The organism is Paenibacillus xylanilyticus, from assembly GCF_013359935.1.
Lineage (GTDB): Bacteria > Bacillota > Bacilli > Paenibacillales > Paenibacillaceae > Paenibacillus > Paenibacillus xylanilyticus.
Genome location: NZ_JABMCB010000176.1, coordinates 1 through 14,638 on the forward strand (window position 1 = coordinate 1; position 14,638 = coordinate 14,638).

Genomic DNA, 14,638 nt, shown 5'->3' on the forward strand with positions numbered 1-14,638 from the left:
TCTTGTGCCTTAAACTTCATAGTAGAGCGACCTCCTGATGGGCTTTTTGAGGCAATGACCTCGTGCGTAACCCCATCGTACCGAGGCGCTCGTTTTTATTCAAACTACAAATTATTCGTTTTACAGGAATTCTAACGGGAAGCGATGGCCTAATAAAACTAAGAAAGCAGCTGATCAATATGATCGGCTGTTTTTGTTCATCTAACGGACATTTTAACAGAACAACTCCTTTATACATAAAACTCACCCATATGAGGAAAAATAAAAAATTCCAACTATGAGGTGATTGCATTTGATAAAGCTAATTTTTTGACAATCGTTTTAGCGCTCGGGTTATCTTCGCTAATCAAAACTCCAGCTAAACGAGAAGAAACTCTGTCTGTATAACACACAACGCAATGCTCGTTAATCCAGAACACTCTTCGTCAAAATATCGCGACAACCTTTTGTACGCGAACCTCCACGTGTTACCGATCCAAGGTTCGGATAATCTTAAGGCTGAATTTATTTTAGAAATGACAATGATGAAAAGAGAGTGGCCAGAAACAGTTGGAATGACGTTTCAACGAAGTCTTAATGGATATAAGGTAGATGATATTGATGTGATTACTACTTAGTGGAGTGGATCATCACGTATAATAAGTTCAATCAATAGCTCTATCGGGTGGTTATTAAGATATTCACTGATATGTCAGGAAGAATTGATCCTTTCTTGAACGTTTAGGGGCGAATACGTGACCGTCATTGAATTGTTTAAAGTCAAAGATATAATAATTTTAAATATTAGATTTTGCAGTTACTTGGAGCGCACATCGAACCGACCAATCGGGAAGTTTACTGAGCAGTGGTCACTTTTGCGAATTACTTTGTGAAATATTTCTCTTTTGTGGGTGTTGAGCTCATTGACTGGCCAAACCTGATATCGAATGTAATGTAGGGCAAGTGTTTCAGAAATCTAGCAACATCTTAGTACAATAATTAAACGGATTTTGAAGGGAGGCAGGGAAGAGATGAGCATTGACACGGTACTGTGGAGCAGGCTTGTGACAGGGATGACCCTGGGGTTCCACGTCATATTCGCGACGATTGGCGTCGGTGTGCCCCTTATGATCGCTATTGCGGAGTTTGTAGGTATTCGCAAAAAAGATAACCACTACATCTTGATGGCAAAGAGGTGGTCGAGAGGTTTTGTTATTTCTGTGGCAGTTGGTGTGGTGACAGGTACGGCGATTTCGCTGCAACTAGCCTTGGTATGGCCTAATTTTATGAAGCTGGCAGGGAACGTGATTGCACTGCCATTATTTATGGAAGTGTTCGCTTTCTTTTTTGAAGCGATTTTCCTAGGCATTTATTTGTATACGTGGGATCGCTTCAAAAATCCATACATACATTGGCTGCTCACGATTCCGATTGTCGCGGGAGCAGGAATGTCCGCGGTCTTTATCACAACGGTGAATGGATTCATGAACCAACCTGGTGGATTTACGATGGAAGGAGGACTCTTCACAGCTGTTGACCCAATTCAAGCAATGCTGAATACAGCCACGTTCTCCAAGGTGTTCCATGTTTTAAGTTCCGCCTACTTAACTGGTGCTGCGCTGTTAGCAGGAATTGCGGCTTTTACGATGCTGAGAAAGGGCGTATCTGGATACCACAAAAAAGCTCTGAAGCTAATGATGGCTGTTGTGATGTTGTTTGGGTTACTCAACACATTAGCCGGAGATGTCTCCGCTAAATTTCTAGCCGAACATCAGCCGGAGAAGCTGGCTGCTGCAGAATGGCATTTCGAGACCGAAAGTGGTGCGGATCTGATTCTGCTAGGCTGGCTTAATGCAGAGCATGAAATTATAGGGGCGCTTCACTTGCCGAAACTTCTCAGCTTTCTGGCTTTTGGAGATTTCAACTCAGAAGTGACGGGGCTAAATGAATTTCCCCTGGATGAGCAGCCGCCGCTACTTGTGCATTATTTGTTTGACATGATGGCTGGAATCGGATTTGCGTTGCTTTGCATCTCCATGTTGTATTTTCTGTTTGTATTCTGGAAAAAACGTAATGAAGTTAACAAGTGGCTACTGCGGATTATTGCTTTGGGCGCGCCACTCGCATTTTTAGGGGTTGAGCTAGGATGGTTTTACGCGGAAATCGGAAGGCAGCCATGGATTATCCGAGGATATATGCGCGTAGAAGAGGCGGCTACGACATCACCAAGTGTAAGAATTCTTTTCTTCCTCTTCTCGTTGTTGTATATCGTATTGGGTACCGTGTGTGTTCTCGTACTTCGACGCCTATTCAAAAATAATCCAGCTGAAACTGAGATGGAGAAGTGGATGCAGCATGTAGGCGACAAAACAACGGTAAAGGGTGAGCACACACAATGAGTTACGAGTTGATTGGAATTTCGGTGCTCTGGTTGTTCTTGTATGGATACTTAATTATAGCTTCGATTGATTTTGGAGCAGGGTTCTTTGCCTTTTATGCACGATTGACGAAACAGGACCATTTGATCAATCGCCTGATTTCCCGTTATTTATCACCCGTATGGGAGATCACCAACGTGTTCTTTGTTTTCTTTTACATCGGCATTATCGGTTTCTTTCCAGATACGGCCTATTATTACGGCTCAGCTCTAATCGTTCCTGGCAGCATTGCCGTTGTTTTGCTCGCCATTCGGGGTTCGTTTTATGCTTTTGAAAATTATGGATCGAAAAACAACATCGTATATCTGTTTTTATATGGCGCTACGGGTTTGCTGATTCCTGCATCGTTGTCAGTGGCACTGACACTGTCTGAAGGCGGTTTTATTTTGCAGCAAGGTGAGACGGTTTCCCTGAATTATTGGGCCCTGTTTACCAATCCGTTATCTTGGAGCATCGTAGGGCTGGCCATCGTATCCGTTTTGTTCATTAGCGGCTCATTTCTAGCCTTCTATGCCTCTAGGGCAGAGGATCACGCTGCGTTAAAGCTGATGCGCACTTATGCACTGTTCTGGAGTACGCCGACGATTATCATCGCGCTCACTGCATTCATCTATTTAGGTCAACACAATGAACGCCATTTTCAAAATATGATGGATTTATGGTGGCTGCTCGCGCTTTCGGTTGCATTCTTCATGGTCGCCATGTGGCTGTTATATAACGGACGCCGTTACGGACTAGCATTCATATGTGTAATGCTGCAATTTTTCTGTGCCTTCTTCGCTTATGGCATTGGTCAGTATCCGTACATTCTTGACCCATATATTACGATTCAGAACAGCGTCACTTCACCATCGATGGGCTTCGCACTCGTTGTTGTGTTTATCGGCGGGATGTGTCTGTTGATACCGTCTCTGATTCTGGTCTTCAAACTTTTCCTGTTTGACGCGGATTATGTGAAGGGCAAACGAAAGTAGTTTCTTCAAGAGTGCATGTGTGGGTGTACCCTCGCATGCCATAAACACCAAGGAGGGGAAGAGTTGAAGAAGAAGAGAAAGAACAAAGGCATCATTTCTCAACAAATGTCTTTACAGCGAAATCGTCTTGTTCTCCTTGCGGTCATGTCGACCGCACTTGGCGTTGCTATCGTGAGTCAGGCTGCACTTCTGGCCGAAGTGGTACAGCGGATTTTCGTGGAGAAGTCGTCTTTTACTTCTGTTGCCATGTTGCTCGGCATATTGTTGTCCGTCATGGCTCTACGCACGGCGTTGTCGTATGCAAACGGAAAAGTTGGCTTGCAGATGGCGGCGACTGCCAAGACGAATATGCGAGCAGCCGTACTGCAGAACTTGATCCATGCTTCAATGTCGTCAACTCTTCACGGGCAAACGGGTGGAAAGGTGAGTGTCGCTTTGGATGCAGTAGATGAGGCTGACAGTTATTTCAGTCAGTACATGCCACGTATGCTGGAAGCCGCAATCATTCCGATTTTAATTCTAATCATTACATTCATCGAGCACCCCAATTCGGGATGGATTATGTTATTTACCGCTCCGTTTATCCCGCTGTTCATGATTCTTGTGGGACTACGAACAAAAAACAAATCAGAAGAAAAATATGAGCAATTGGCTGAGTTTTCCGGTACTTTTCTGGATTCGCTTCAAGGGCTGGTTAGCTTGAAAATATTTGGACGGGCCCATCATCAGAAGCGGGTCATCGAACGCAGCAGCCTAGGTTACCGTGATGCTACGATGGATATTTTAAAAATCGCTTTTACGAATACGTTCATGCTGGAATCGATTGTCATGCTAAGCATCGGCGTTATCGCTCTCGAACTGGCCATTCAGCTGCTCGTCTTCAAATCCATGTCGTTTCACACCGCCTTTCTGGTATTGTTGCTAGTTCCAGAGTTCTATACCTTACTGAAGAATACCGGAACGGCTTTTCATAGCGGGAGAACGAGTATGGGGGCGATTCGCAGAGTTGAAAAGTTGCTGGTTGAAACGGACGACGATCGAAATACACAAACTGAGGGGGAACTGGGGGCACATCCAAGCAGTAACCAGGCCCTAAAAGAACTGTCGCAAGAGTACGAGACATCTCATGAAAATCTATTACCCCTGCCACCAACCATCGAACTGGATCATGTCCGTTTTCAGTATAGGAGCGATTCATTTGAGCTTCAAACGAAGAAGATCTCGATTACTCCGGGAGAACATATCGCCATTGTTGGACAAAGTGGTTCAGGCAAAACAACCTTGTTACATCTCATTGCTGGTTTACTGAAACCAGCGTCAGGCAAGGTCCTTATCAACGGAAATTCAGTCACGACACATGATGAGTCTGCATGGTTCGAGTACGTTAGTTATATTACGCAACACCCGTATATTTTCGCAGGTACGTTCGCTGATAATATTGCCATCGGTACCCGCCGAGACGTGTCTCGAGAGGAAATCGAGCAAGCAGCGGTGGACGCAGGGCTTGCTGCGGTTGTTGCTCAATTCGAACAGGGGTTTGATACCTTTGTGGGCGAAGGCGGCAGGGGGCTCTCTGGCGGGGAGAAGCAAAGGCTTGCTCTGGCAAGGGCTTTTCTGAAGCGATCTGCCATTATATTGTTTGACGAACCTACAGTTGGACTTGATTTACAAACCGAGCGTGTGTTGCAACGCTCCATCGCTACTTTGGCAAAAACAGCGACGATGATTACGGTGGCTCACCGATTATATACGATTCAACAAGCTGACAACATTTTATTTATGCAGCAAGGAGTGTTGGTCGATTCCGGATCACACGCTGAACTGCTGGAACGCTTGCCGCAGTATGCCGAAATGGTCGATCTTCAACGAAAAGGGGGATTCGCGTGAGCGAACTGACTATTTTATCAAAAGCGATGCTTGGGGAGCGAAAAGACATTCTTCTTTCCATATTGGGAGGATTAATTGCCGGCATCGCTGGTGTGGCTCTTTTTTCCGCAAGTGGATACATGATTTCACAAACCGTTTTTGCGCCGCCGCTTTATACATTAATTGTGCTTACTTCGTTGGTCAAACTCCTTGGTTTCCTTCGAGCGGCGAGTCGTTACGCAGAACGCTTATATTCCCATCGTGCGACGTTCTCCATGCTCAGCCGTTTGCGTACATCCTTTTTTGCCAAATTGATCCCACTAGCACCTGGTGTGCTGAATAAAAAGCGAAGCGGGGATCTGCTAGCTCGAATCGTCGGCGATGTTGAAAGTTTGCAAAATTACTTTTTGCGGGTAGCTTATCCGCCAGTGATTGTGGTCATGGTCTTTCTGGCTACGATGCTGTTCACTGCTTCATTTTCAATCTGGATTGCGTGTTTGTTCGTACTTGGAATGCTGGCAACGGCACTGATTGTGCCTGGAATCGTTTTGTTAGGACAGCGAAAAACACAGGGGCGCGTCCGTAAACAGCGGGCACAACTGTCAACAGAAGTTACGGAGGTGTTGTACGGATTCCGGGACTTGAAAGTATACGGACAGATGGCACAGGGCGAACAGAAGCTCCAGCACATCTCCGCAGCATTAGCAGCTGAGCAGCAACGTGCAGCAGGGAACTTGTTGCGTGGTCAATCGATACATGCCTTTGTTACGTTTCTGATTTCATGGGGAGTGCTGGCGCTTGGCGGCTATTTAATCATGGATGGAGCGCTTGCTGGCGTATTTTTGGCCATGCTGGTGATGGCCTCATTAACGGTATTTGAAGAAGCGGCGGCCATGGCAACATTACCTGTGTATAAGCAGGATAGCGAGCATGCGGCCAAACGTTTAACGGAAACGGTAGTTGCCTCCGCCACGCTGTCATCACAACAACCGATCGGAAAAGTGTCCACGGATCATCCCGCCTCGATCGAACTATCTGGAGTTACATTTCAATATGAGGGGGAATGGAGGCCAGCGCTCAAAGAAATCTCATTGCACTTTCCTGCAGGTTCCAAAACAGCGATTGTTGGGCCGAGTGGGTCGGGAAAATCAACGCTAATCGATTTGATTCTGAAACTTCGTACACCAATGGCTGGAGATATTCGATTGAACGACGTTTCGATGGATGAACTGAATGAGACGAGCCTTTGGGAAATGGCGAATGTTGTATTACAACAAAATCATTTCTTTCGGGGAACGATTCGTGACAATCTGCTCCTCAGTCGTGGAGATCATACCGACAAGCATTTGTTGGACGTACTTGCCAAAGTTCAATTGTCCAGGATTTCTTTAACGGATCTAGTGCTCGAAAAAGGGGAGAATTTATCCGAGGGCGAGAAGCAGCGTATCGCTCTGGCTCGGGCTTTACTCCGTCAGGGAAGAGTATGGCTATTGGATGAACCGACCTCCTCCCTGGATTACGTGACAGAACAAAGGGTGATGACACATCTATACGAACAAGCAGCCGGAGATACGCTATTGCTGATCTGTCATCGGCTTACCGGATTGGAACAAATGGACCGGATCGTCGTCATGGAGCAAGGCAGAATTGTAGAAACGGGATCGTATGCAGAATTAATGATGCAACAAGGCTATTTCTATGAAATGAAGCAGATCGAACGGCAAATGGTTGGAGGAGGTGCAGAGACATGATCCATGTTCATAAACGAATTTTGTTGGTAGACGACGAGAGCCGAATTCGTGCATTGCTGAAGAAGTATTTGGAGAAAGAGAACTTCATCGTAGAAGAGGCCGATAGTGGGGGAGAAGCCATTCGGAATTGTTATATCAATGGTGGAAATTATAATCTCATGGTGTTGGATTGGTTGCTTCCTGACATGAGCGGCATTGAAATTTGCGAATATATAAAATACTACCATCAGGGCCTTCCAATTGTCATGTTATCCGGGCGTTCGGAAGAAAGGGATCGACTCGAAGGCTTTAGAGCAGGAGCTGATGATTACGTGGTCAAACCATTTAGCCCAAGAGAAGTCGTACTGCGAATCCAAAGCATTCTGGCTCGGATGGAGGGAACGTCCTTTTTTGAATTCAACAATCCTTCAGACAGCGAAATTCTGATTTCAGACCTTATTATTCAGCCTTCCGCTCGACGTGTTCTGGTGCATAAGAGCGAAGTTCATTTAACGCCAAAAGAATACGATCTGCTCTATTTTCTGGTCACGCATCAAGAGACCGCCTTTTCAAGGGAGGAATTGCTTAAAGAAGTATGGACGTCGTCCCATCAAAAGATTTATGATCAACGTACGGTAGATACCCACATCAAGCAATTACGGGAGAAGCTATTTTTTCATTCTCCTAAAGGAGACGAGTTCATTCGGACCGTATGGGGATACGGCTATATGGTCTGCAGTACAGATAAGACGTAGCCATAACTAGAACAAATGAGCTAAATCATTAGAATCTTGCTCAAATCTTACGAATTGCAATTCATCATATTTATAGCTAACCAACCATTATAATAGAAGAACACTTCGAATGTTAAGGTGCGAACACGATGAGTTATTTTGATTAGATATCTATCTAATGAATATTCAACAGTTCTTTAAACCATAGGAGGCCGCCGATCAACATGAACGGTGGTCTTTGTTCAACTAACGGGAAGGTTAGTTCAATGAAATGAAGCATAACAGTGGTCATAGCCCCGTCAAGTAGACAATAAAAAAGAGATTTTATCAAGCGGCGACTTTTTCACAAACTCAATCGGGGAGAGGTCGCCCAGTTTGTTTTGGAAACGTTCCATGTTGTAAAACGAAATATACTCCGTAATTTGGCTCCTTGCTTGCTCCGGATTCTGAGGTCTCTCCAAATACAACTTCTCCGTCTTTAAGTGGGAGAAAAACGACTCAATATAAGCATTGTCATAGCAGTTTCCACGCCGGGAATGACTTCCTGTAAGCTTCTTCTCTTCCAGTAACTTGGCATAGGTTTGTGTTGTATACTGAAACCCTTGGTCCGAGTGGAGCAAAGAAGGTCCACATTTCAGTTTCTTCACTGAGTCCGTAACGAGTTTTAAGTCATTTCGCTCAGATAGTTCCCACGCTACAATTTCATTGTTGTACAGATCCATCACCACGGAGAGATAAGCAAAATCATGCCCAATCCGGACATATGTAATATCCGTCACGAGCTTCTGCACAGGAGCTGTCGCTGAGAATTCCCGATTTAGGACATTACGGAACAGAACGGACGGTTTCCGGCCAGCAAATTGGCGTTTCTTTCGAATCACGGAACGAATCTGATGTTCTCTCATTAAGCGGCGTACCTTTTTGTGATTCACTACAAGGCCTTCTTTGCCTAACGCGGTTCGCATGCCTTTGTAGCCGAAATAAGGATGAAGGCGATGAATGCCTAAAATATGTGCCTTTAGATCTGCATCCCGATCTGCTCGTTTCTCTCTAAGGGCAGCATTTTTTTTCCATTTGTAGTAACCTGCTCGCGAAATTCCAGCCAATTTACACAGCAAAACCACAGGTGCCCTCGTGCTTATTTCTCGAACGGACTGGTACCGGACTTCGAAATCCAACTTTCCTCTCCGTGCAAATTTGGATTGAGCTTTTTTTAGATATTCTACCTGTGCTTTCAGAAAAGCATTTTCTTCTTCTGCACTACTAAAATGCTTCTTCGTCCAACGTCCATGGTAATCCTCGAAACTTTCTCCATTTTGGCTTTTACGAAACGAACCCATGTGATAATCTGGCTCTCACTCTCAATCCCAAACTTTGTCATGATCCGACTGTACGCCCAACCTTCTTCCACTCGCAGACGAACGGCTTCTTTCTTCGTTTCTTCGCTTTATCGATTAAAGGTATGGCCTTTCTTCGCTGACATAACAAAAATCCCCTCCGGTATCCAGTGTTTGAGTTCATTGTAACATGTCCTCTTTTTTCACTGTCTACCATGAGGGGATAATACCAGCAGGGAATATTTTTTTTGATAATTTCACTTTTATTCCTCCTATTGTTTCAAATATGAACGCATGTGCTTTTATTCATCTATCTACCAATATGAAGGTTATCGTTTAAATGTAAATAAAAATCTAGGAATATGTATATTAAAAGTAAAGAAGAGTGCTTGTCACGTACACGAGTGCTCATTTTTTGAATAATGTCTGGATTAACCTAGAAAGGGTAGGGCATTGTTCAAAACAACACCCTACCCTACACACTTAATTCAGCGGATCAGTATTAATGATGCTCATGAAGAGCCCAGTGAGGTGCCTCATAATGATCATGATCACCGTGTCGATCATAATGTCCAGGTATTGAGATCCAATGGTATCCGTGTGGGATATGTCCTTGTGGTGGTTCACCTGAGAGAGTTTCCATTTTTCCTTCATAATAACCAGTATGCGCTTCTTCATGTTGCGCTAAGTCAAAATGGCCATTGTGAAGTCTCACTTCGTAATGCTCAGGGATGGAAATTTCTTGCATAAAAATCATCCTTTCAAATGGGAGTCAAGACATATTATTGTTAACTGATTATTTTTTAATTCAAGGTTAAATTTGCTAGTCAATTTATTACGAAAACAACAAAATCTTAGATTTATGGAACAAAGAGATGTTTGATTTATCTTTAAATATCATTTGCATAACTTTCATTCATATGGTGGACATTAGAACCATCCATACAATAAAAAAAACCCATAATTGTATGAGTGATTGCCGCATATAAGGAGAGAGCAAATGTCCAGTTATAATGAAAGTCATGATCATACACACAGTCATGGACAATCAGCTAACAGAAAAGTACTTTTAGTCTCATTATTGTCATAACAGGTTATATGCTTGTGGAGGCATTTGGTGGATTTATTACGAACAGCTTAGCCCTACTATCGGATGCAGGGCATATGTTGTCCGATTCTATTGCACTTGGTGTAGCACTGCTTGCATTTACCTTTAGTGAAAAAAAAGTAAATACCGGGAAAACATATGGTTACCGTCGTTTTGAGATTTTAGCAGCTGCATTGAATGGCATCACTCTAATTGTGGTTTCTCTGTATATTTTCTTCGAGGCTATCAACCGATTCATCAGTCCGCCAGAAGTTGCTACATTAGGAATGCTAATCATCAGCGTAATTGGTTTGCTAGTTAACATCTTAGTTGCTTGGGTGATGATGCGCAAAAGCGATACCGAAAACAATTTAAATATGCGTGGTGCCTACCTTCACGTTATCAGTGACATGTTAGGTTCCATCGGCGCAATAGCGGCGGCCCTGCTCATGATGTTCTTTAACTGGAGCTGGGCAGACCCTCTTGCAAGCGTTATTGTTGCAGCTTTGGTTCTACGTAGTGGATACTATGTGACGAAGTCAGCATTAAATGTATTAATGGAAGGAACACCGGCTAGAACAAGTTGACGGTGTTAAAGGAGTGCATGACGTACACGTGTGGTCGATCACCAGTAGCTTTAATGTCCTGACGGGCCACGTCGTCGTAGAAGGAAATCAGAATGTATATGAAACTGAAGTACTCCTACAGAAGGTTGAACATATGCTTGAACATAAAGGGATTAAACACGTGACTCTACAAGTTGAATCAGAAAAACATTTGCATGATTCTTCTGTCTTATGCGTTGTCAAAGCAGATCAGCCTGATGCACATGCTCATCATAGTCATTGATTACCTTGGATTTGTAAGGGCAAATTAATATACTAGCGAGGTTTGTTCCTAATGAAGGAACAAACCTCGTTTTATTTCTAGTTTCTTCCTCAATCATTGGATACCATAGATGAACAAATAACAATCTACAAGTGAATATATGAAAGAACTTTTCAATAGAATTATTAAATATTAATTTTCCAGTTCAAAAGATAAAGTTGATACTTTGTTTGGAATTTTGTCGAATTCACCTCGTTGAATGAATACATGTTCATATGATAGTCTAAACAAGAAGATTCGTCAGGTATGAATGACTGTGGCTGGCGCGATACTTAAATAAAAGGAGGGTAGTGAATGCGTAGATATACAGTATACATGTCTCTACTTACTATAATCCTGATTCTGTCAGGGTGTAGTACACCAATGGCTGGAACAGGGGGTGTTTCGGATATGCAGATCAAGGTTGAACAAGAATCTGAGGATGAATCCCGTATTGAAGTAATTCTCGATGAGTCGATCATTAGTGATGGTTCATGGGTTATGTTTGAGATATGGAGCGCTGAGACTAATGGTTCCGTATGGCTCCAAGCTGCCTATGAAGGTGAAGGGATATACTCGACAGAAACGAAATTGTTATCAAGCAATGACTACACATTATTGGGGCACTTTTATGCCGCTGGTGGATTCCACTTTTCAAGACAGTATGACTCTACAGTAAATTAAATGACTTATTTTATCCCTAGGAAGGTGGGCTCATTCTTCATGAACATCCGTAAATCAACAATACTATTGGCTCTGATTATATCTTTTAGTTTTCTTTTTTTGTTTCCATCTAACTCATATGCACATACCAAGCTGGAATCTTCTTCCCCAAAAGTCGGCGAGGTGGTCACAACGAATCTAGATGTGATCACACTTCAATTCAACACAAAGATTGAGGTGTTAAGTTCGTTTAAATTGTTGGATGAACGAGAAAAAGAAGTCCCATTGGATTCTACTGAAATTAAGGATAATACCATGATCAGGCACATCAGTACAGGAAGCAGTCTTGAAAACGGGAACTACACGATTAAGTGGAAGATTGTTGGTAAGGATGGTCATCCTATTGAAGGAGACTACCCATTTCAAGTGAATCTTCCTATTCAGCCTCCTGTGAGTGATGAAATAGCAACGAATGACATGACCCCAAATAATCCGCAAACTACTCCTGAGTTTACATCGACTGCACCATCTGAAGGTGAAGAGTTAACTCAGAATTCATCCAACTCTAATGCTTTGTGGTATTTTGCTATTGGATTAGCTGTGATTTTGATAATTATTGATCTTTCCAGACGATTTGTAAGAAGGAGAAAATCATGAACTGGTATTGGTTAGGAGAGCCATTTCTTTACATTTTTTTAGCATTATTATTGGGTACGATAATCCTTCCACGAATCCATCCTAATATTCAGGTGCCTAAAATGAAAATGGTTTGGGTCGTTACAGGGATCATTATATTCTCATTTTTTCCGGTTCTTCGGATTATTGTTTTTTTCGCAAATGACACAAACTGGTTCATCATATTTAGAAGTGTTATGCTTTCATTTGCAGAAGGAAAAGCATATATGTGGACATTGATATTCTCAATCTTGTTCATGATGATGATTTTCACGAAAAGACAAATGAGTCGTGTTCACACAGTGGCACTATTACTGATAGCGATTGGGCTTATAGCTACTTTATCCTGGTCAAGCCATTCTTCTTCCTATTTTGGGATGGTCGGTTTTTGGAATCATTTCATTCATTTGTTCTCTGTAACGATTTGGGCGGGGATTTTGATGGTCGCTGGTAGATACATGCCGAATAGCGCCGATAACTGGAAAGCATTTCTTTCTTGGTATCATCCATTTGCGGTAGTAGTGATGATCATGATTCTTCTTTCTGGCCTCTTTCTAAATTTCAGAACGGATCCAGACTATGTTAACTCATGGGTTACTTCGTACGGGCAAGCATTACTTATGAAACATCTATTAATTGTTCCACTCTTAATAATGGCCTTTTTCAACGGGTTTATAATGAAACGCAGAATTAAAAATAATGCCCATTTCAATCCTAAAACATGGCTAATGGCAGAAGGTATTTTAATTTTGGTCATTTATATCATCACCGGTTTTTTGAATCAACAACCAGCACCACATGAACTGAACCCCGAAACCATGAAACTATCTGCTTCAGGTTTGTACAATTGGTTTAACCAGGGAGGTCCCATCTTGTACCCTGTTCAGTTTCATGTTCAAACCTTTACAGTATTTATGTATCTATTGGCCTTGGGTACAATTATCGCCATGTACGTCGTTTTAAAACAAAATAAGAATGTATATGCAGCTGTGGCCTTTGGTGTATTATTTAGTCTAGTGTCATTTGTTGGCTTCATACATTCCGTATCCTAATTTAGTCCGAGAGATTGCAAAAAAATGCTGAGACAGATGACTATTCTTATCCAGGATGATTACCTTTTTAACTTAAATTTCCTGGTACAACAGTTCTACGGTGAGAGGTTCACCGAGTCAGAGCGTGATGTCAGAGAGTCATACCCACGCATTGAAGCGATTAATCCTATGACCAACAAGAATTAAAAGAATGGAGAAAAAGTAGACGAGCCATACAACAATATACTACAGTGTGTAGGGTTACAAATTTTTAATCTTTTTTGACATTCAATAACAGATATTCACCTTCAAAGGAGGAGTAAACTTTTGAAAAGAGTATTTATGATTGCCCTTGGTGCTATATTTATGTTCTCTAACATAGAGTCTGTGTCGGCAAACGAGGTACGTATTGAGACAGAAGTAAATGAAGTGATAGGCACTCCATACCGTCTGGGGGGGACAAGCACTTCAGGATTTGACTGTTCTGGCTTTATTTTATATATTATGAACAAGTACAACATTGATTTGCCGCGCACTTCACAAATGCAAGCGAAATCGGGGATTAAGGTTGAGATGGAAGACCTGAGAACAGGTGACCTTGTATTCTTTAATACGAGCGGGCGAGGAATTTCACATGCTGGTATTTACATCGGAGACAATTCTTTTGCTCATTCCTCAAGTAGTAGGGGAGTTACAATTAGCCGGCTAAGTGAAAAGTATTATAAAGAGCGGTATGTGACGGCAAGAAGAGTCGTTTCACAAAATAACTCCAACAAGATGACAAAAGAAATGCATTAGTAACAGCGTTAGAACTGGATTGATCGACAGGTGATCCGATCTAAATATAAAGTCATGTGTAAAGAACTACAATATGTAGTTCTTTTTTTGCTGCATTTACCCCACAATCGACTAGAAAAAATATAGCTGAAGAATAAAGCATCTGTCAAAGATATAATTAAAGTCCTTGAAAAGACTTCATGACCCCGCTTTTTATGGGAAGGTTTAGATCATGTTGCGGACGATGCGAATTCGTCGCACGACACTAAATTCCACAAAGCTAAAGCCAATCTAGAATATAGGGAATCCAAAAATATAAGTATCTGCTCACAATAAGACCTGCGAAAATAATTAGCAATGTCAGTATACAAAATGAAGTCATTAGAGTAATTAAGGCTGTACTGTCTAACAAATAAACAATTGAAGTTGATCTGTCCTTCCATTATAGAGACTTCAAATGGTACAACCTGTCGCTTGGTG

10 protein-coding genes and 2 pseudogenes are annotated in these 14,638 nt (G+C 42.4%); 10 read left to right on the forward strand and 2 right to left on the reverse strand.

Annotation, left to right across the window (positions count from 1 at the left end; translation table 11 throughout):
• Positions 1–1,010 precede the first annotated feature (1,010 nt).
• The 5 genes from HP552_RS10595 to HP552_RS10615 all read left to right on the forward strand — a co-directional run bounded on the left by HP552_RS10595 (position 1,011) and on the right by HP552_RS10615 (position 7,742).
• Positions 1,011–2,378: a cytochrome ubiquinol oxidase subunit I gene (locus HP552_RS10595; RefSeq protein WP_024634575.1), complete on the forward strand. Its 1,368-nt coding sequence runs from the start codon at positions 1,011–1,013 to the stop codon at positions 2,376–2,378.
• Complete coding sequence (locus tag HP552_RS10600) at positions 2,375–3,391, forward strand: cytochrome d ubiquinol oxidase subunit II (RefSeq protein WP_024634576.1); 1,017 nt, start codon at positions 2,375–2,377, stop codon at positions 3,389–3,391. Before HP552_RS10595 ends, HP552_RS10600 begins: the two co-directional genes overlap by 4 nt.
• A gap of 105 nt (positions 3,392–3,496) precedes the next feature.
• Positions 3,497–5,278, forward strand: coding sequence for a thiol reductant ABC exporter subunit CydD (gene cydD, locus HP552_RS10605; protein WP_029881671.1), 1,782 nt, complete (start codon positions 3,497–3,499; stop codon positions 5,276–5,278).
• The gene (gene cydC, locus HP552_RS10610) at positions 5,275–7,008 is read left to right on the forward strand and encodes a thiol reductant ABC exporter subunit CydC (RefSeq protein WP_024634578.1); all 1,734 of its coding nucleotides are present in this window, start codon (positions 5,275–5,277) and stop codon (positions 7,006–7,008) included. The genes cydD and cydC overlap by 4 nt, the downstream gene beginning before the upstream one ends.
• Positions 7,005–7,742 carry a response regulator transcription factor gene (locus HP552_RS10615; RefSeq protein ID WP_024634517.1) on the forward strand — a complete coding sequence of 246 codons (738 nt, stop codon included), beginning with the start codon at positions 7,005–7,007 and terminating at the stop codon, positions 7,740–7,742. Before cydC ends, HP552_RS10615 begins: the two co-directional genes overlap by 4 nt.
• A 278-nt stretch (positions 7,743–8,020) precedes the next feature.
• Here the strand turns inward: HP552_RS10615 and HP552_RS10620 are convergent.
• Together HP552_RS10620 and HP552_RS10625 are read right to left on the reverse strand one after the other, a co-directional pair.
• Positions 8,021–9,204, reverse strand: a pseudogene (locus tag HP552_RS10620) (IS3 family transposase).
• 356 nt (positions 9,205–9,560) lie between these two features.
• Positions 9,561–9,806 carry a hypothetical protein gene (locus HP552_RS10625; protein WP_024634529.1) on the reverse strand — a complete coding sequence of 82 codons (246 nt, stop codon included), beginning with the start codon at positions 9,804–9,806 and terminating at the stop codon, positions 9,561–9,563.
• A gap of 252 nt (positions 9,807–10,058) precedes the next feature.
• Between HP552_RS10625 and HP552_RS10630 the strand changes: the two are divergent.
• From HP552_RS10630 to HP552_RS10650, 5 genes and pseudogenes are all read left to right on the forward strand, one after another.
• Positions 10,059–10,994 (forward strand): annotated as a pseudogene (locus HP552_RS10630) (cation diffusion facilitator family transporter).
• A gap of 333 nt (positions 10,995–11,327) precedes the next feature.
• Positions 11,328–11,696, forward strand: coding sequence for a hypothetical protein (locus HP552_RS10635; RefSeq protein ID WP_024634528.1), 369 nt, complete (start codon positions 11,328–11,330; stop codon positions 11,694–11,696).
• A gap of 39 nt (positions 11,697–11,735) precedes the next feature.
• A complete protein-coding gene (locus tag HP552_RS10640) occupies positions 11,736–12,332 on the forward strand; it encodes a copper resistance CopC family protein (RefSeq protein ID WP_024634527.1) in 597 nt (198 codons plus the stop codon).
• Positions 12,329–13,402 (forward strand): CopD family protein, encoded by a 1,074-nt coding sequence (locus HP552_RS10645; protein ID WP_024634526.1) that lies wholly within the window; start codon positions 12,329–12,331, stop codon positions 13,400–13,402. The genes HP552_RS10640 and HP552_RS10645 overlap by 4 nt, the downstream gene beginning before the upstream one ends.
• A gap of 306 nt (positions 13,403–13,708) precedes the next feature.
• Positions 13,709–14,179, forward strand: a complete 471-nt coding sequence (locus HP552_RS10650) for a C40 family peptidase (protein WP_024634525.1) — start codon at positions 13,709–13,711, stop codon at positions 14,177–14,179.
• Positions 14,180–14,638 lie beyond the last annotated feature (459 nt).